This is a genomic window from Sinorhizobium sp. 22678 (assembly GCF_052044265.1).
Lineage (GTDB): Bacteria > Pseudomonadota > Alphaproteobacteria > Rhizobiales > Rhizobiaceae > Sinorhizobium > Sinorhizobium meliloti_A.
Genome location: NZ_JBQEMS010000027.1, coordinates 55,701 through 73,352, shown reverse-complemented (window position 1 = coordinate 73,352; position 17,652 = coordinate 55,701). Strand labels below are relative to the sequence as shown.

The 17,652-nt window shown below is 62.3% G+C and carries 16 protein-coding genes; 2 read left to right on the top strand and 14 right to left on the bottom strand.

Translation table 11 applies throughout. The features are described 5' to 3' along the window. Window positions 1-178 precede the first annotated feature (178 nt). The 9 genes from hflX to dusB all read right to left on the bottom strand — a co-directional run bounded on the left by hflX (window position 179) and on the right by dusB (window position 11,825). Window positions 179-1,576, bottom strand: a complete 1,398-nt coding sequence (gene hflX / locus ACTJKL_RS27645; protein ID WP_440854319.1) for a GTPase HflX — start codon at window positions 1,574-1,576, stop codon at window positions 179-181. A gap of 6 nt (window positions 1,577-1,582) precedes the next feature. Then, entirely contained in the window at window positions 1,583-1,825 is a 243-nt protein-coding gene (gene hfq, locus ACTJKL_RS27640) for an RNA chaperone Hfq (RefSeq protein ID WP_003535434.1), read from the bottom strand. Between the two features lie 100 nt (window positions 1,826-1,925). After that, a complete protein-coding gene (locus ACTJKL_RS27635) occupies window positions 1,926-2,789 on the bottom strand; it encodes a D-amino-acid transaminase (protein ID WP_018097795.1) in 864 nt (287 codons plus the stop codon). A gap of 11 nt (window positions 2,790-2,800) precedes the next feature. Continuing rightward, the gene (gene trkA / locus ACTJKL_RS27630) at window positions 2,801-4,177 is read right to left on the bottom strand and encodes a Trk system potassium transporter TrkA (RefSeq protein WP_003535437.1); all 1,377 of its coding nucleotides are present in this window, start codon (window positions 4,175-4,177) and stop codon (window positions 2,801-2,803) included. A 174-nt stretch (window positions 4,178-4,351) separates the two neighbouring features. Further along, the gene (gene ntrX / locus ACTJKL_RS27625) at window positions 4,352-5,716 is read right to left on the bottom strand and encodes a two-component system response regulator NtrX (RefSeq protein WP_018097797.1); all 1,365 of its coding nucleotides are present in this window, start codon (window positions 5,714-5,716) and stop codon (window positions 4,352-4,354) included. Next, window positions 5,706-8,021, bottom strand: coding sequence for a two-component system sensor histidine kinase NtrY (ntrY, locus tag ACTJKL_RS27620; RefSeq protein WP_018097798.1), 2,316 nt, complete (start codon window positions 8,019-8,021; stop codon window positions 5,706-5,708). The genes ntrX and ntrY overlap by 11 nt, the downstream gene beginning before the upstream one ends. Window positions 8,022-8,200: 179 nt before the next feature. Further along, a complete protein-coding gene (gene ntrC / locus ACTJKL_RS27615) occupies window positions 8,201-9,655 on the bottom strand; it encodes a nitrogen regulation protein NR(I) (RefSeq protein WP_018097799.1) in 1,455 nt (484 codons plus the stop codon). After that, entirely contained in the window at window positions 9,652-10,800 is a 1,149-nt protein-coding gene (locus ACTJKL_RS27610) for a two-component system sensor histidine kinase NtrB (protein WP_018097800.1), read from the bottom strand. The genes ntrC and ACTJKL_RS27610 overlap by 4 nt, the downstream gene beginning before the upstream one ends. Next, a complete protein-coding gene (dusB, locus tag ACTJKL_RS27605) occupies window positions 10,797-11,825 on the bottom strand; it encodes a tRNA dihydrouridine synthase DusB (RefSeq protein ID WP_018097801.1) in 1,029 nt (342 codons plus the stop codon). The genes ACTJKL_RS27610 and dusB overlap by 4 nt, the downstream gene beginning before the upstream one ends. 148 nt (window positions 11,826-11,973) lie before the next feature. Between dusB and ACTJKL_RS27600 the strand changes: the two genes are divergently transcribed. Continuing rightward, window positions 11,974-13,206, top strand: a complete 1,233-nt coding sequence (locus ACTJKL_RS27600) for a bifunctional 2-C-methyl-D-erythritol 4-phosphate cytidylyltransferase/2-C-methyl-D-erythritol 2,4-cyclodiphosphate synthase (RefSeq protein WP_440854318.1) — start codon at window positions 11,974-11,976, stop codon at window positions 13,204-13,206. Further along, the gene (locus ACTJKL_RS27595) at window positions 13,187-13,684 is read left to right on the top strand and encodes a CinA family protein (RefSeq protein ID WP_100673934.1); all 498 of its coding nucleotides are present in this window, start codon (window positions 13,187-13,189) and stop codon (window positions 13,682-13,684) included. The genes ACTJKL_RS27600 and ACTJKL_RS27595 overlap by 20 nt, the downstream gene beginning before the upstream one ends. Here ACTJKL_RS27595 and ACTJKL_RS27590 read toward each other — a convergent pair. The 5 genes from ACTJKL_RS27590 to lpdA all read right to left on the bottom strand — a co-directional run bounded on the left by ACTJKL_RS27590 (window position 13,672) and on the right by lpdA (window position 17,646). Further along, window positions 13,672-14,121, bottom strand: coding sequence for a type II toxin-antitoxin system RatA family toxin (locus ACTJKL_RS27590; RefSeq protein WP_440854317.1), 450 nt, complete (start codon window positions 14,119-14,121; stop codon window positions 13,672-13,674). The two genes, ACTJKL_RS27595 and ACTJKL_RS27590, sit on opposite strands and share 13 nt — an antisense overlap. A gap of 10 nt (window positions 14,122-14,131) precedes the next feature. Continuing rightward, a complete protein-coding gene (locus ACTJKL_RS27585) occupies window positions 14,132-14,695 on the bottom strand; it encodes a P-loop NTPase family protein (RefSeq protein ID WP_437407790.1) in 564 nt (187 codons plus the stop codon). 72 nt (window positions 14,696-14,767) lie between these two features. Next, window positions 14,768-15,739: a lipoyl synthase gene (lipA, locus tag ACTJKL_RS27580; protein WP_018097805.1), complete on the bottom strand. Its 972-nt coding sequence runs from the start codon at window positions 15,737-15,739 to the stop codon at window positions 14,768-14,770. A 134-nt stretch (window positions 15,740-15,873) separates the two neighbouring features. Next, complete coding sequence (locus ACTJKL_RS27575; protein WP_018097806.1) at window positions 15,874-16,125, bottom strand: GlsB/YeaQ/YmgE family stress response membrane protein; 252 nt, start codon at window positions 16,123-16,125, stop codon at window positions 15,874-15,876. Between the two features lie 75 nt (window positions 16,126-16,200). Further along, window positions 16,201-17,646: a dihydrolipoyl dehydrogenase gene (lpdA, locus tag ACTJKL_RS27570; RefSeq protein WP_440854316.1), complete on the bottom strand. Its 1,446-nt coding sequence runs from the start codon at window positions 17,644-17,646 to the stop codon at window positions 16,201-16,203. Window positions 17,647-17,652: the final 6 nt, after the last annotated feature.

Below are 17,652 nucleotides of genomic sequence, written 5' to 3'. Positions count from 1 at the left end.
CAGTGGCCCTGTGCGGCCACACCGAAAGGCCGAACATATGGAAGCAAGCGATCCGATCAAAAAATCTGCAAAAAACACTTGCAAAGGGGAGCCGTCCACATAAGGGATGAGGGCAGGCCCTCGGAAAACTTCTCATGGCTGTGCGGGAAATTAGGGAATGGCGCAACACGCCAGGATGCTACCAATCCTCTTGGATGGCCTTCGGGCCGTTGCCCAGCCGTCTCTCGAGCTCGGTGGCCTCTCCCTCCGTCAGACGGAGATCCAGGCTCACGCGCCCATCTTCGAGATCTTCGCGGCCGTCGACGATCGCATGCTGGTAAACCCAAGGCAGCAACTGTAGCTGATCGAGACCCAGAACGACCGTGCACTCGGTCATGACGCCCGAAAGACGCCGGCCTATCTCAGCGAGAAGATCGTCCACACCGTCGCCGGTCATGGCCGAAACGGCGACCGTGTTGTCGGCGCTCGCGGCCTTCTTCACCAGCGCTTCGCGCACTTCCGGCTCGACCTTGTCGATCTTGTTCCAAACCTCGACAATGCGCTCGGCCCCCTCCTTCTCGTCAATGCCGAGATCGGCCAGGATACGCAGCACGTCGCTTGCCTGCGCCTGATTATCCGGATCGGACAGATCGCGCACATGCAGGACCAGGTCGGCCTCGAGTACCTCTTCCAGCGTCGCCCTGAAGGCGGCGACCAGATGCGTCGGCAGATCGGAAATGAAGCCGACGGTGTCGGAGAGGATGACCATACGCCCATGCGGCAGTTTCAGCCGCCTCAGCGTCGGATCCAGCGTGGCGAAGAGCATGTCCTCGGCGAGCACACCGGCCCCGGTCATCCGGTTGAAAAGCGTCGATTTGCCCGCGTTTGTATAGCCTACCAGCGCGACGATCGGATGCGGCACCTTCTTGCGCTTCGACCGATGAAGCTGGCGCGTGCGCCGCACCTGCTCCAACTCGCGCTCCAGTTTGACGATCCTGTCCTGCAGCAGCCGGCGGTCGGCCTCGATCTGCGTTTCGCCGGGTCCGCCCATGAAACCCGCGCCGCCACGCTGCCGTTCGAGGTGCGTCCAGCTGCGGACCAGGCGGCCCTTCTGATAATTGAGATGTGCGAGATCGACCTGCAGCGTGCCCTCCCTGGTGGAGGCGCGCCGGCCGAAGATTTCCAGAATGAGGCCGGTGCGATCGATGACCTTGGCGTTCCATTCCTTCTCGAGATTGCGCTGCTGGACGGGCGTCAGCGGGTGATCGACGATCACGAGCCCCGCATCCTCATCGCTGAGAACGTGGCCGATCTCCTCGATCTTGCCGGTGCCGAGCAGCGTGCCCGGTTTCGGCTGGGCGACGGGAACGATCATGCCGTGAACGACGTCGAGGTCGATGGCGAGCGCCAGGCCCGTCGCCTCCTCCAGCCGGCTTTCGTCCGAACGCGTGGCGGGCTGCGCAACGATGTCGGCAGCCGTCTTCCCGGTTTTTTTCAGGATCGGAACGATGACGACGGCACGCGAATCATCACGGAGCGTCTCGAGCTCCGGAATGATCGACGACGATTTTGAATCACGCTTGGTAATGTTCCTCACACCCCGTCAGGAGGCAGCTTCCTCATTCTCGAACATCTGCAACGGCTGGCCCGGCATGATCGTCGAGATGGCGTGCTTGTAGACGAGCTGAGAATGACCGTCGCGGCGCAACAGCACACAGAAATTGTCAAACGATGTTACGACACCCGTCAGCTTGACGCCGTTGATGAGGAAAATGGTCAAAGAAATCTTTTGCTTGCGGACCGTGTTGAGAAAGAGATCCTGCAAGTTTTGAGAACGTTCCGCCATCGCGCCGCTTCTTTCTTATTTGCCGGCGTTCTTGCGCCGGTGCATTTTGTTAATTTTTAAGGTGTCACGTACGATCCCGGCACCTCCGCAGGGTTTGGTATCAAATCACCGTCTTTTCCGCAATGTCGAAAAAGGCCTCGCGAATATTCTGTGCTATGCTTCCCGGATGGCCGTTGCCGATCGTCTTTCCGTCCACGGAAACGACGGGAAAGCAGATGCTGGTAGCAGCGGTGATGAAGACCTCCCGCGCCGCGAGCATTTCTTCCACGGAGAAGGCCTTTTCCTCGATCTTGAGGCCCAAAGGCTTGGCTACGTCCATCAGGGTGGTGCGGGTCACGCCGCGCAGAATGCCGTTCTCCGCCGGGCGGGTGCGTAACGTCCCTTCACGGTCCACGATCCATACATTCGTCGCCGCCCCCTCTTTGACCGTGCCGTCCACGTCGACGAAGATCGCCTCCTGCGCGCCCGCTTCCTTCGCCCGCTGACGGGCAAGCACATTCGGGAGAAGGCCGACGCTCTTGATGTCGACGCGGTCCCACCGGTTCTCCGGCACCGTTATCGCAGATATGCCCTCGGCATTCTTCCGGGCGATCGCCCCGGGGTCCGTGCGCTTGGCGGTGACGACGATCGACGGCGGCGTGTCCGCATCAGGGAAAACATGATCCCGCCGCCCGACGCCCCGGGTCACCTGCAGATAGAAGAGCCCGTTTCGGACCCTGTTTCGGCGCAGCACCTCCCGGATGACATGGATCAGCGCCGCACGGCTCATCGGCCAGCCTATCCTGAGCTCGCCCAGGGATCGCCCAAGGCGATCGAGGTGCCGGGTCAGGTCGATGATGAAGCCGTGGCGCACCTCGCAGACCTCGTAGACGCCGTCGGCAAACTGGTAACCGCGGTCCTCGACGTGAATGGCGGCTTCGGCGTGCTGGACGTAAGTGCCGTTGACATAGGCGATTCTCGGCATGGCTGAGGCCCTCAGAAATATTGAATGCTGACGCGGAAGAGCTGTTCGACATCGCGGACGGTCTCGGCGGCCGCGAGGAGGACCACGCGGTCCTTCGCCTTGATCCGCGTGTTGCCGTCCGGGCGCACATAGGCCTTGTCGCGATAGAGCGCGCCAATGCGGATGCCCTCCGGCAATTCGAGCTCGCGCAGCGCCTTGCCGACCAGCGGAGAGGTTTCGAGTGCCTCGGCCTCGATCACCTCTGCCATGCCGTTCTGCACTGCATAGACCGACCGGATGCGGCCTTTTCGCACGTGCTGCAGCACACGCGAGATGGTGACGGCGCGCGGATTGATATAAGCATCGACACCGGCGGCGCCGGCGAAGTCCTGATAGGCGGGTTCGTTGATCAGCACGAGGGTCGACTTCGCTCCCAGCCTCCTGGCAAGCATGCTTCCGAGGATGTTGATCTGATCGTTATTCGTCAGCGCGACGACGAGATCCGCCTCCTGGACATCCGCCTGCGCCAGGATCCGCTGGTCCATGGCCGAGCCGTGGAGGACCACCGTGCTGTTGAGCTTGTCGGCGACGAGCACGGCGCGGTCACGGTCGTTTTCGACGAGTTTCACCCGCATGCGCGGCTGCTGTTCCTCGATCGTTCGGGCGACGAAATAGCCGATATTGCCGGCGCCGAGGATGATGATCCGCCGCGCCTCCTGTTCCTCATGGCCGAAGAGCGCCAGCGTGCGGCGGGCATGGTCGCGGTCGCAGACCACATAGGCGAGATCGCCGGTCTTCAACTGGTCGGAGGAATGCGGAACTATCAGCTTGCCATCCCGGAAGATACCGGTGACGGTCGCGTGAAGATCGGGAAAGAGCTCGCTCAATTGCTGCAGCGGCGTGTCGACGACGGGGCAGTCTTCCATACATTCGATCGCAACCATCGCGATCCGATCATCCGCGAAGCGCACCACGTCGGTTGCACCGGGAAAGGAAATGCGGCGAAGCACGAGCCTCCCTACCTCGATTTCCGGGGAGATGGTCACGTCGATTGGGACGTTCTCCCGCGAAAAGAGGTCGGAATATTCGGGCGCCAGATAGCTCTGCGCGCGGATGCGGGCGACCTTGGTCGGTACGTTGAAAATCGCGTGCGCTACCTCGCAGGCGACGATGTTGACTTCATCGTACAGCGTTACCGCGATGAGCATGTCGGCCTGATCGGCGCCCGCCTTCGCCAGTACATCCGGATGCGCCCCGTGGCCGACGTAACCCCGCACGTCCAGCGTCTCGGTTATGTAGGCAATCAGCGCGGCCGACGTATCGATCACGGAAACGTCGTTATTCTCGCGCGACAGCCGCTCGGCGATGCCGTAGCCGACCTGCCCTGCCCCGCATATGATCACCTTCATTGCTATTCCTTACGTCTGGGACGGATCTGCAGATGGCTCTAGAGCACTTCCAGCAAAAGTGTGTAACGGTTTTCCGTCCGGAAGTCGTTGGATCAAAGGGTTGGAGCATTTCAGTGTTTCCGTGAAACATTGAAATGCTCGAGATGGGGCGAAATACGCCCCTTCCGTTTTCAATTACACGCCCAACGACTTCAGCTTGCGATGAAGGGCGGAGCGCTCCATTCCCACGAATTCCGCAGTGCGCGAGATATTTCCGCCGAAGCGGTTGATCTGGGCGATCAGATAATCGCGTTCGAACATCTCGCGAGCCTCCCGCAGCGGCAAGGTCATGATGTGCTGATCGCTTTGCGCCGAAATCTTCGGCAGGGTGTCCCCCACCTCGTTCGGCAGCATGTCGGCGGTGATCGGCGTATCGGGACCGTCGCTGCGCGCAAGGATCATCAGGCGCTCGATGTTGTTGCGCAACTGGCGGATATTGCCGGGCCAATCATGCGCCTGCAGCACGGCCAGCGCATCCTCGCCTATCTTGCGGGGGCGGATGCCGGCCTGTTCGCTTACCTGTCGCATGAACATGTCGACCAGGAAAGGGATGTCCTCGCGCCGCTCCGCAAGAGCGGGAACGCGCACCGGAATGACGGCAAGCCGGTGATACAGGTCCTCGCGGAAAAGGCCTTCGGTGATCATGTTCTCGAGATTGTAGGCGGTCGAGGAGATGATGCGGACATCGACCTTGACGCGCTTGGAGCCGCCGACCCGCTCGAACTGCTGATCGACGAGGACGCGAAGGATCTTGTTCTGCGTTTCGCGCGGCATTTCGCCGACCTCGTCCAGGTAGAGGATGCCCCCATGGGCCTCCTCGAGCGCACCGGTTCGACGAGGCTGCCCCGCAGTTCCTTCGGTACCGAAAAGCGCGATCTCCATTCTGTCGGGCGTGATCGCAGCCGCATTGAGAGCGACGAAAGGACCGTTGGCACGCGCGGACTTACGATGGATCATCCGCGCGACCAGTTCCTTGCCGGAGCCGGACGGTCCCTGGATCATGATGCGGCTGTTGGTCGGTGCCACTTTCTCGATCATCTGGCGCAGCTGCGACACGGCAACCGAGGTTCCGATCAGCTCCACCGGATCGCCCGACTTCCTTTTCAGCTCGGAGACTTCGCGCTTGAGCTTGGAATTCTCAAGCGCCCGCTCGGCGATCAGGATCAGCCGGTCGGCCTTGAACGGCTTCTCGATGAAATCATAGGCTCCGCGCTTGATCGCGGAGACGGCGGTTTCGATGTTGCCGTGACCCGAGATCATCACCACCGGCAAGTCGGGGTGGCGGTTCTTGATCTCGTCGAGCAGTGCCAAACCGTCGAGCTTGCTTCCCTGCATCCAGATGTCCAGGAAGATCAGGCGTGGCACACGGTCGTTGATCGCCGCGAGCGCGCTTTCGCTGTCGAAAGCGGTCCGCGTTTCATGGCCCTCGTCCGACAGGATTCCCGAGACGATCTCGCGAATATCCTCCTCGTCATCCACAACCAGAATATCAGCCGCCATTGGTATTACCCTTATCCTTTAAATTATCTTCGCCCCCGGTCTCGCCGGCAGGCGGCAGAACCACCCGGATCATCGCCCCGGCGCCGCCGTCGAAGTCCGGCGGTGCGTCGTGCAGTTCCAGTTGCCCGCCGTGGTCCTCGATGATCTTCTTGACGATAGCGAGGCCGAGACCGGTGCCCTTATCCCGCATCGTCATGTACGGCTCCAGAATTCGGTGCCGGTTCTCGGTCGGAAGCCCCTTGCCGTTGTCGATGACGTCGACCACGAACCGGCCGGTGGTATCATCGCGACGGGATCGGATGAGGACCTTCGGCGCGCCTCGCGACGTTCCCGCGGGCACGGCTTCGATCGCCTCCACCGCGTTCTTCACGAGATTGCCGAACGCCTGACCCAGCATGCGGCCGTCGAACTGCCCCTCGAGCGGTTCGTCGCCGAAATCGCGGACGAAGTTGATGTGGGTGTTGCCCATCTCGCGCAGGAATACGGCGTCCTTCAGGATCGCCCGCAGGTCGGACTTCTCCTTCGTCGGCTTCGGCATGCGCGCAAAGGCGGAGAATTCGTCGACCATCCGGCCGATGTCCTCGACCTGGCGCACGATCGTTTCGGTGCACTGGTCGAAGACCGCACGATCCTCCTGATCGATCTGCCTGCCGTAGCGGCGTTTCAGCCTCTCGGCCGAGAGCTGGATCGGCGTCAGCGGGTTCTTGATCTCGTGCGCAATGCGGCGAGCGACGTCCGCCCAGGCGGTGGAGCGCTGCGCGATTACCAGATCCGTGATGTCGTCGACGGTGATGACATAGGAACCATGCGATTCGTCGCCCTCCTCCCGCGTCACCTGAACATTCATCGTGCGCTCGGTGCCGCCGCGCATGATGTTGATCTGCTTGCGGTAATCGTTGCGGTAGCGGCTCTCGGCCTCAACCAGAACCGCTTCGATTTCCGGGGCCACGTCGCTCAGATTCGCGCCGATGAGCTCCGGCGCCGCCTTTTTCAGCATCCCTTCCGAAGACGGATTGAAGATGGTGATCCGTCGATCCCTGCCGACGCCGATGACGGCTGCCGTCACGCCGGAGAGCACTGCCTCGATAAAGCGGCGGCGTTGGTCGACCTCGTCCTTCGCCACCAGGATCTGATCCTGCTGGGTCCGAATTTCGCTCACCATCTTGTTGAACGTGCGCGACAGGTTGCCGACGTCGCCGTCGACGGCGCGCACGGGAACGACGACGTCGAGATTGCCTGAAGCGACGCTGTCGGCCGCGCCGATCAGCTGCCGGATCGGCCGGACGATGCGGTCGGCGACCGCAATGGCCGTCCAGATCGCCGCCAGCAGCACGATCAGGGCAAAGCCGATGTAAAGGACGCCGAAGGCGATCTGCAGGGAGGTACGCCCGGCCTCGAGCGTCTTGTATTCCGCAGTGTTCTCTTCCATCAGCCGCATCGATCGCATGACTTCCGGATCGACGTTTCTGACGGTGTAGAGATAGGTGCCCGGAATGTTTTCGAGCGGAATGACCGCCCCCACCAGATTGGTCACGCCCGGAGGGATAAGCGTCGGCTGGCCGGCAATGGTGCTTTTCAGTGCGTCCTGCGGGATCGCCGGCAGCGGACGATCGGTCGAAATATTGGCCTGGAGTATGGCGCTGCCGTCGGCGCGCACGAGGAATGCGCCGAGCATGCCGCGCCCCCTCGCCTGCCGTGTCATCAGCTCGACGAAGCCGGTACGGTCGAGGCTATAGAGCTGGCGATTGCGCTCCAGGTCGTTGGCCATCGACACCGTCTGACCCTGAAGGTAGCTGGCATTCTCGAGGACATAGGCCTGCGCGACGTTCAGGGAGGAACGGACGATCGCCTGCGTACGCAGCGAGAACCAGCGGTCGAGGCCGACATCGAGGGTAATGCTGGCGAAGATCGCCACGAGGATCGCCGGCGTGATTGCGACGATCGAGAAGAGCGCGACGATGCGCACGTGCAGACGCGCTGCGGCTCTTCCCTTGCTGCGCGCCCTGAGCAGCCTGAAGATCTCGCGAGCGATGAGATAGATCAGGCCCACGACGAAGAGGCCGTTGATGCCGGCGCAGGCGATCACGATGTTTCTCTCGGGACGGATCGGCGTCAGGCCGAGAAGAACGAGCAGCGACAAGGTGGCGCAGATCAGGGCGCCGGTGGCGAGCATAAGCCCCGGCAAGGCGAACGAGGCTCGCCGATCCTGGGCAGCAGTGACTCCGTCCTCCGTGCCCAATGGCAAGGCCATTCCATCCACCATGAAAAGTGCTACCCCCAACCGGCGTACCGACGACACCGGCATACGCCTGCGTCCCGGACCGAGACATTGAACCTTACAGCGCCGCGTCTCCTTTCGGACACGCAAAGCTCCCCGCCCGCACCGGTCTGATCGACGGGCTGCGACCGAGCGCCGGCGAATCGGCGCTTATGCGAGGTTCAAGCAACGCATTGTGGCGAAAATGCAACGGTGTTGCATCTCAGTCAAGCGCTACGCGAGCTGCGGTACACCGAGACCCCGAGTTCGCGGATCTTCTTGCGCAGCGTATTGCGGTTTAGACCCAGGAGGTCGGCCGCCTTGATCTGGTTGCCGCGGGTCGCCGTCAGAGCCGCGAGAATCAGAGGATATTCCATTTCCGCAAGGACGCGGTCGTAAAGGCCGGAGGGCGGTAAGGCATCGCCAAAGCTCGCGAAATACTGCCGCATGTTCTCCTCGACCGCCTGCGATATCGACAGCGAGCCCGAGCGCGCCGAAGCCTTCTCGATCGGGCTGTCCGGTATCTCCGAGCGCAGTTCGTTCTCGATGATTTCGCGGGTAATGACATCCTGTGGATAAAGTGCCGTCAGACGGCGAACGAGGTTCTCGAGTTCGCGCACATTGCCCGGCCAGGGATGCGCCTTCATCAGCTCCAGAGCCTCCTGATCGAAGCGCTTGACGTCGAGCCCTTCCTTTTCGGCCTGCTGGACGAAATGGCGGACAAGGTCCGGGATGTCTTCGGCTCGGTCTCTCAGGGGCGGCAGACGCAGCGGCACGACATTCAGGCGATAGTAGAGGTCCTCGCGGAAAAGGCCCTGATTGATCGATTGCTTCAGGTCCTTGTTGGTGGCGGCGACGATGCGGACATCCGAGCGAATCGGCGTGCGTCCGCCGACGGTCGTATATTCGCCCTGCTGCAGCACGCGCAGGAGACGCGTCTGCGCATCCATCGGCATGTCGCCGATTTCGTCCAGGAAGAGCGTACCCCCTTCGGCCTGCTCGAAACGACCGGTGGAGCGCGTCTGGGCGCCGGTGAAAGCCCCCTTCTCATGACCGAACAGTTCCGACTCGATGAGGTCGCGCGGGATCGCCGCCATGTTGATGGCGACAAAGGGGCCGTTTCTCCGCTTGCCATAATCGTGCAATGCACGGGCAACGAGTTCCTTGCCGGTGCCGGACTCGCCGGTGATCATCAGCGTGAGGTCGGTCTGCATCAGCCGGGCAAGCACACGGTAGATTTCCTGCATGGCGGCGGAACGGCCGACGAGCGGCATCCCGTCCTGCGAATCGTCCTCGAGCTTCGAGGGCCGCCGCTTGGGTTCGGCGAGCGCCCGGCCGATGATGCCGATCAGCTCGGTCAGATCGAAGGGCTTCGGCAGATAGTCGTAAGCGCCCTTCTCCGAAGCCTTGATGGCCGTCATGAAGGTATTTTGCGCGCTCATCACGAGAACCGGCAGATCCGGCCGCGCCTTCTTGATCCGCGGCAGGAGATCGAAGGCGTTTTCATCCGGCATGACGACATCGGTCACGACCAGGTCGCCGTCGCCGGCCGCTATCCAGCGCCAGAGGGTTGCAGCATTGGAGGTGATGCGCACATCGTATCCGGCACGGCTGAGCGCCTGGTTCAGCACGGTGCGAATGGCAGCGTCGTCATCCGCGACGAGGATCGTTGCGCCCGTCATCCATCGGTTCCTTTTGTCATCGGAGTTTCGTCATCGGCCGCCAACCCCTTGGATGCCGGCATGAGAACGCGGAAGGTCGTGCGGCTATGCTGGCTGTCGCATTCGACGATGCCGCCGTGGCCGCCGATGATCTTGGCCACAAGCGCTAAGCCGAGACCGGACCCGTTCGTCTTGGTGGTGATGAACGGGTCGAAAAGATGCGGCAGCAGATCGGGCGGGACGCCTGGACCGTTGTCATGCACGCAGAATTCCAACGGCAGCGAAATCTTTTCGCGCGTTCCGGCGACCGACAGGCGAATGCCCGGCCGATAGGCCGTCGTCAGCAGAATCTCGCCGTCCGACCTGTCGCCGATCGCCTCGGCCGCATTCTTGATCAGATTCAGGAAGACCTGAACCAACTGGTCGCGGTTTGCGAAAACCGGGGGAAGCGACGGATCGTAATGTTCCGAGATCTTGATTCTCCGGGCAAAGCCGGCCTTGGCGATCGCCTTGACGTGGTCGAGCACCGCATGGATGTTGAGCGGCAGGCGGTCGACCGGGCGCTCGTCGGAGAAGACCTCCATCCGGTCTACGAGCGAGACGATGCGGTCGGTTTCGTCGCAGATCAGTCTCGTCAGGGCGCGATCCTCGTCGTTGACGGAGGTTTCCAGGAGCTGCGCGGCACCGCGAATGCCCGAAAGCGGATTCTTGATCTCGTGGGCGAGCATCGAAGCAAGGCCGGTGACGGACCGCGCTGCGGCACGGTGGGTGAGCTGGCGGTCGATCTTGTCCGCCATGGACCGCTCCTGGAAGACGATCACCACCGATCCGGGTTGCGACAGTACCGGGGCCACATAAAGGTCGACGAGCTTGTCGGCTCCAAGGCGCGGAGAGCTGAGGTCCACCCGGTACTCGTTGACCGCCGCCCGCCGCTCGCGAACCTGCTCGATCAGCGTCAGGAGCGGGCTGCCGAACGGAATGAAGGCGCTGATATCGTGCCGCGCAAGATGGTTGGCGCTGGCCCCGAAGAAGGATTCGGCCTCCCAGTTCGCGAAGGCGACGAAGCCATTCTCGTCCACCAGGATGACCGGATTCTGGATCGCGTTCAGCACGGCCATGGAAAGATCGTTGGCGCCTTCCACCGGTGCCGTTGCCTTCTCCGTCATGCCGCAATCTCCTCCCTCGCCGCCGCATCGCCGGAGCGAGCAATGGCGGCTACCACGCTGTCGCGTACGAAAGCTGTATCGGTCGATGTCAGAATCGCGGCCTTCTCCGAAGCGGGAAGCTCGGGCGCGAAACGATCGAGATACCAGCCCGCGTGTTTGCGGGCGGTCCGCAGCCCGACCTCCACGCCGTAGAATTCAAGCATCATCTCGTAATGCTCCGCAAATATGCAGGCGACGCCCGACGCATCCGGGTGAGCCGCAGCGCCGGCGAGAACGCCAGCATGCCAAGGCCGCCCCTGGCACGATCGACCGACCATGACGGCGTCCGCACCCGACCGGCGCAGGATCTCGTGCGCATCGGCAACCGAACCCACATCGCCATTGGCAATCAGCGGGACGGAGACCACCTCGCGGACGGCCCGAATCGCATCCCAATCGGCCTTGCCGTTGTAGAATTGCATGCGTGTGCGTCCATGAATGGTGATCGCCTTCACGCCTGCCTCCTCGGCCCTGCGGGCAATCAGCGGCGCATTGATCGAATTCTCGTCCCAGCCGAGGCGCATCTTGAGCGTTACCGGGACCGTGGCTGCGTTGACCGTCGCTTCGATCAGCGAAAGCGCGTGATCCGGATCGCGCATCAGCGCAGATCCGGAATAGCCCCCGGTGACCTTCTTCGCAGGGCAGCCCATGTTGATGTCGATGATATCGGCGCCATTGGCCTCGACGATCCTCGCCGCCTCGGCCATCCAATGCGCCTCACGCCCGGCGAGTTGCACGATGTGGGGGTCGATGCCGGAATTCTTCAGCCGCGCCCAGGATTCGGCGGCATTACCGACCAGTTCGCGGCTCGCCACCATCTCGGTCACGACGAACCCGGCCCCGAAACGCCAGGCAAGCGTACGAAAGGGCAGATCCGTCACGCCGGACATCGGCGCGAGCGCTACGCGATTGCGGATTTCGACATTCCCGATCAGAAGCGAGGGTGAAAAAGCCGTCGAGGGCAAATGCATATCTTTCAGGCACATGAAAATCGTGCACTATTTTTAGACATTGTTCTTCTGCTTGCCAAGCCTTTTCGACGCGCGAGACAAAATTCCTCGCATGGCTGGCCATGGCAGGACCTTCGCGGTACATCACGGCGAATATTGGCGAATGCGGGACCACATACAAAAGATGCAAGGCGAAGAACAGTTCTCCTGCGGCGTCGTGATCGTTGCGGCCGGCCGCGGCGAGCGCGCCGGCCAGTCGGCCGAGGGACCGAAGCAATACCGCACGATCGGTGATCGCCCCGTTATCGCCCATACGCTTGACATTTTCGCGACATGGCCCGGAACGGGACCTGTCGTCGTCGTGATCCACCCGGACGACGAAGAGCTGTTCGCGGCGGCCCGCCGGCGGATGGCGGCAACTTCGGAGCTGACAGTGGTCCACGGCGGAGCGACACGCCAGCTTTCGGTGCTTGCCGGGCTGGAAGCGGTCGCCGCTACAGGCGTGGAATACGTGATGATCCACGACGCGGTGCGACCCTTTTTCGATCACGCACTGCTCGATCGCTGCGGTGCGGCGCTTCGTGGCGGCGCCCAGGCCCTCCTGCCGGCAATTGCAGTCGCCGACACGCTGAAGCGTACGACGGCGGCCGGCCTCGTCGCCGAGACCGTTCCGCGAACCGATCTCTATGCCGCACAGACGCCGCAGTGCTTCCGCCTCGAGCTGATCCTCTCCGCTCACCGGCAAGCGGCGGCAAGCGGGAGGTCCGACTTTACGGACGACGCCTCGATCGCCGAATGGGCCGGCATCCCCGTCCTTCTGGTGGAAGGAACCGTGGACAATTTCAAGTTGACGCTCCGGAGGGACCTGTCGATGGCAGACGAGAAACTGACCCGCATGGCCATTCCCGATGTGCGCACCGGCAACGGCTATGACGTGCATCAACTCGTGGACGGCGACGGGGTAACCCTCTGTGGTGTCTTCATCCCCCACGACCGCAAACTCTCCGGCCATTCCGACGCGGACGTAGCCCTGCATGCCTTGACGGACGCCCTGCTCGCCACTTGCGGTGCCGGCGATATCGGCGACCACTTCCCACCATCCGACCCGCAATGGAAGGGCGCGGCTTCGCGCATCTTTCTCGAACACGCTGCGCAGATCGTCCGCGAGCGCGGCGGCACGGTTACCAATGCCGACATATCGCTGATCGCCGAGGCGCCCAAGGTCGGGCCGCACCGTCAGCAGATGCGAGAAAACCTTGCAACGATACTCGGCATTTCGCTCGACCGCTGTTCGGTCAAGGCGACGACCAACGAGAAACTCGGTTTTGTCGGGCGGAACGAAGGAATTGCGGCGATCGCCACCGCGACCGTCGTCTATGCATCACGGAGCAAGCCCGATGTGGACGACCGATACTGAAGAGAAAGCGCGGGCTATAATCCGGGATCTCACCTCCCTCGGACTGAAGCTGGCGACGGCGGAGTCCTGCACCGGCGGCCTGATCGCCGGCGCCTTGACGGAAATCGCAGGCTCGTCCTCCGTCGTCGACCGCGGCTTCGTCACCTATTCCAACGAAGCCAAGGTCGAGATGCTTGGCGTTAATCCCGCAACGCTTGCCGCACATGGAGCCGTCTCGCGTGAGACGGCCATCGAAATGGCCCGCGGCGCGGTTTCGCACTCAGCCGCCGATATCGCCATAGCCGTTACGGGCATAGCCGGCCCGGGCGGCGGCTCCGCCGAGAAGCCCGTTGGCCTCGTTCATCTCGCCGCCGCCGCCCGTGACGGCGCGACGGTTCACCGGGAGATGCGTTACGGAGACATCGGCCGAGGTGCGGTGCGGCTTGCCACCGTGCATACGGCGCTCGATCTGGTCGCAGAACTGGCTCACGCCCCGTAGATCACATTCGCCCGCTTTTCGAATGCTTCGGAGAACATGCGGAAGGCGCGATCGAACATCGAGCCCATAAGCGCGCCCAGAAGGCGGCTCTTGAATTCATAGTCGATGCAGAAATGCACGATCGATTGGTTATCGTTCACGGGCTCGAAACGCCAGACATTGTCGAGGTACTTGAACGGACCCTCGATATAGTTGACGTCGATGATCTGCTCTTCCCTTTTGAGAAGCACCTGCGTCGTGAATGTTTCTCGGATCGCCTTATAGCCCACGGTCATGTCGGCAAGCAGCAGCACCTTGCCGTCGCGCTCCTTGCGTGAGCGTACGCTCAGCGCTTCGCAAAGGGGCAGGAACTCCGGATAGCGCTCGACATCGGCGACGAGAGCGAACATCTGCTCGGCCGAGTGCTTGACGACGTGGTTGGTTTCGAAATGGGGCATGGATTGTGAGTTAAGGCTGCAGCGCGAGAAGATCAAGGAGGCGGCGCATTTGTGCCCGGCTTCTTATCTCCAGGATCGGGACGGCATACCGCCGCAGCTCTGCCGCGATTTTGGGCGCGAACTCGTGCTCGAAAGTCCAGATGTAACGAATGAAATCCCTGCTGACCCGCTCCGGGCAACCGTCGGCCATTTCCGGTCGCGCTCGTCCGCGCCACTTCAGCCAGCGCCGCGCAACGCCCCACAGGCAGAGCCGGCGCGGCATGCGCACCCATATAACGAAGTCGGCACGCGGTACCCGAAGGTCAAAGCTCGACGGATTGGTTCCGTCCATGATCCATTCCGGCTCTGCTATTCTTTCTGCTATCAAGGATCTTTGTTCCTGGCGCGGCCTCGACACCCAGCCGGGCAGCCAGAAGAACGCCTGGTCCATCGAAACGAATGGCAGGTCCAAACGTGCTGAGAGCCAGCGCGCGAGGGTCGTCTTGCCTCCCCCGGAGCAGCCTATGACAAGGACACGTTTCGCACCGGAAAGCAAAGAAGCCGCCTTCGCGATATCGCTCAAGTAAGTCGCCATTCCGCCTCCAGGACAGGAAAAGCCGCAACGCCCAGGCGCCGCGGCTCGTTCCCAGCAACGTTGAACGGGAACTTATTCCGCCGCAGCCGCCAGCTTCTTCTCGCGCGCCGCCTTCAGCCGGGCGAAGTCGTCGCCGGCATGGTGGGACGAGCGGGTCAGCGGGCTAGAGGACACCATCAGGAAGCCCTTGGTGTAGGCGACCGTCTCGTAGGACTTGAATTCTTCCGGAGTGACGAATTTCTCGACCTTGTGATGCTTGCGGCTCGGCTGCAGATATTGGCCGATCGTCAGGAAATCGACATCGGCGGTACGCAGGTCGTCCATCAGCTGCAGCACTTCGTTGCGCTCCTCGCCGAGGCCGACCATGATCCCCGACTTGGTGAACATGGTGGGGTCGAGTTCCTTCACGCGCTGCAGAAGCCGGATCGAGTGGAAATAGCGCGCGCCCGGTCTGACCGTCAGGTAGTTGGACGGAACCGTTTCGAGGTTGTGGTTGAAAACGTCCGGCTTGGCGGCCACGACACGCTCCAGCGCGCCGGGCTTGCGCAGGAAATCGGGCGTCAGGATTTCGATCGTGGTTTCCGGCGAGGCTTCCCGGATCGCGAAGATGACCTTCTCGAAATGCTCGGCGCCGCCATCGTCGAGGTCGTCGCGATCGACGGAGGTGATGACGACATGGCTCAGGCCCATCTGCTTCACCGCCTTGGCGACATTTGCGGGCTCGTCCAGATCGAGGGCATTGGGCTTGCCCGTCGCGACATTGCAGAAGGCACAGGCACGCGTGCAGATCTCGCCCATGATCATGAACGTCGCGTGCTTCTTGTCCCAACACTCGCCGATGTTCGGGCACCCGGCTTCCTCGCAGACCGTAACGAGCTTATGGCTCTTCACGATCGAGCGGGTCTCCTGATATCCCTTGGAGGTCGGTGCCTTCACACGGATCCAGTCCGGCTTGCGCAGGACCTCGGTGTCGGGCCGGTGGGCCTTTTCCGGGTGACGAACACGCTGCGCCCGATCCGAGACGGCGTCGAAAACCGTTACCATGTGTCTTCCTTCATAGTGACGGGCGAGCGGCAACAAGGCCGCCCGCACCTTGTCGCCTTATATAAACGGCCGGACATGAAAAGTCAGGCCACCATTTGCATGGCAGCCTGACGGCAAGCGATGGGTGAATGGCCCTACCCTCGGACGGCGCGGCCCGCTGCGATCAACAGGCAGGCACCGATGAATCCGATGATGAGATAGGCGATCCAGCCGCTGTAAGCCATGCCGAGCGCCGCGAGAATGAAATTCAACACCACGGCGCCGATAATGCCGAGGATGATGTTCGCGAACAGCCCCATCTGGCTGTTCATGAATTTTTCCGCCAGCCAGCCGGCAAGCCCGCCGATGATGATCGCCGCCAGGATACCTACGCCATTCAAGCTCATGAGAATCTCCCCGCATTGTAGATGTCATGCAATCAATGCGTGAAAAAGCCGAAAGTTCCGGACGGCCGCGCGTCATCAGGCGTTCAATACTCTGCCGTAGGCATCGAGCACGCTTTCCTTCATCATCTCCGAGAGGGTCGGGTGCGGGAACACCGTGTGCATCAGTTCCTCTTCGGTCGTCTCCAGGTTCATGGCGACGACGAAGCCCTGGATGAGTTCCGTCACTTCGGCGCCTACCATATGGGCGCCGATGAGTTCGCCGGTCTTCTTGTCGAAGATGGTCTTGATCAGGCCCTGGTCTTCGCCGAGCGCGATCGCCTTGCCGTTTGCGCCGAAGCTGTATCGGCCGACGCGGATGTCCCGGCCGAGTTCCTTGGCCTTCGCTTCCGTAAGGCCCACGGAGGCGACCTGCGGGTCGCAATAGGTGCAGCCCGGGATCTTGCCCTTGTCGAGTGCGTGCACGCCGGGAACCCCGGCAATCTTCTCGATGCAGATGACGCCCTCATGCTCGGCCTTGTGGGCCAGCATCGGCGGCCCGGCGACGTCGCCGATCGCATAGATGCCCGCGACATTGGTCTTGCCGTAGCCATCGGTGACGATGCAGCCGCGGTCGGTCTTCACGCCGAGAGCCTCGAGGCCGAGATTCTCGATGTTGCCCTGAACGCCGACGGCGGAGATCAGACGGTCCGCCTTGATCGGCGTGACCTTGCCGTCCTTCGTCTCCACAAGCGCCGTGACGTCGTTCGCGCCCTTCTCGACCTTCGTCACCTTGGCATCGGTGATGATTTTCAGGCCGCGCTTTTCGAGCTGCTTACGGGCCAAGGCGGAAATTTCCGCATCCTCGACCGGCATGATCTGCGGCAGCAGTTCGACGACGGTCACGTCGACGCCCATCGAGCGGTAGAAGCTCGCGAATTCGATGCCGATCGCGCCGGAGCCCATGACGAGCAGCGACTTCGGGAACTCCTCCGGCTTCATCGCCTCGAAATAGGTCCAGATCAGCTTGCCGTCCGGCTCGATGCCGGGGAGCGCTCGCGGGCGCGCGCCGGTCGCGACGATGATGTGCTTGGCCGTATAGGTCCCCTCTCCCTTGACGCCCTTCGGAACCGGGTTCTGCGGCTGGACGGCCGGCTTGGACGGCGCGCCGACGACGATCTCGCCGGGTTTGGTGAGCTTCGCCTCGCCCCAGATCACGTCCACCTTGTTCTTCTTCATCAGGAAGGCGACGCCGCCGTTCAGCCGCGCAGAGACGCCGCGCGAGCGGGCGACGACATCCTTGACGTTGGCGGTCATCTTGCCTTCGAGGGTCAGCCCGTAGTTCTTGGCATGGTTGGCATGGTCGAGAATTTCGGCGGAGCGCAACAGCGCCTTCGTCGGAATGCAGCCCCAGTTGAGGCAGATCCCGCCCAAATGCTCCCGCTCGACGATCGCCGTCTTCAAGCCCAGCTGCGCCGAACGAATGGCGGTCACGTATCCGCCCGGACCCGAACCGACAACGATCACGTCGTAATTCTCAGCCATGTTTTT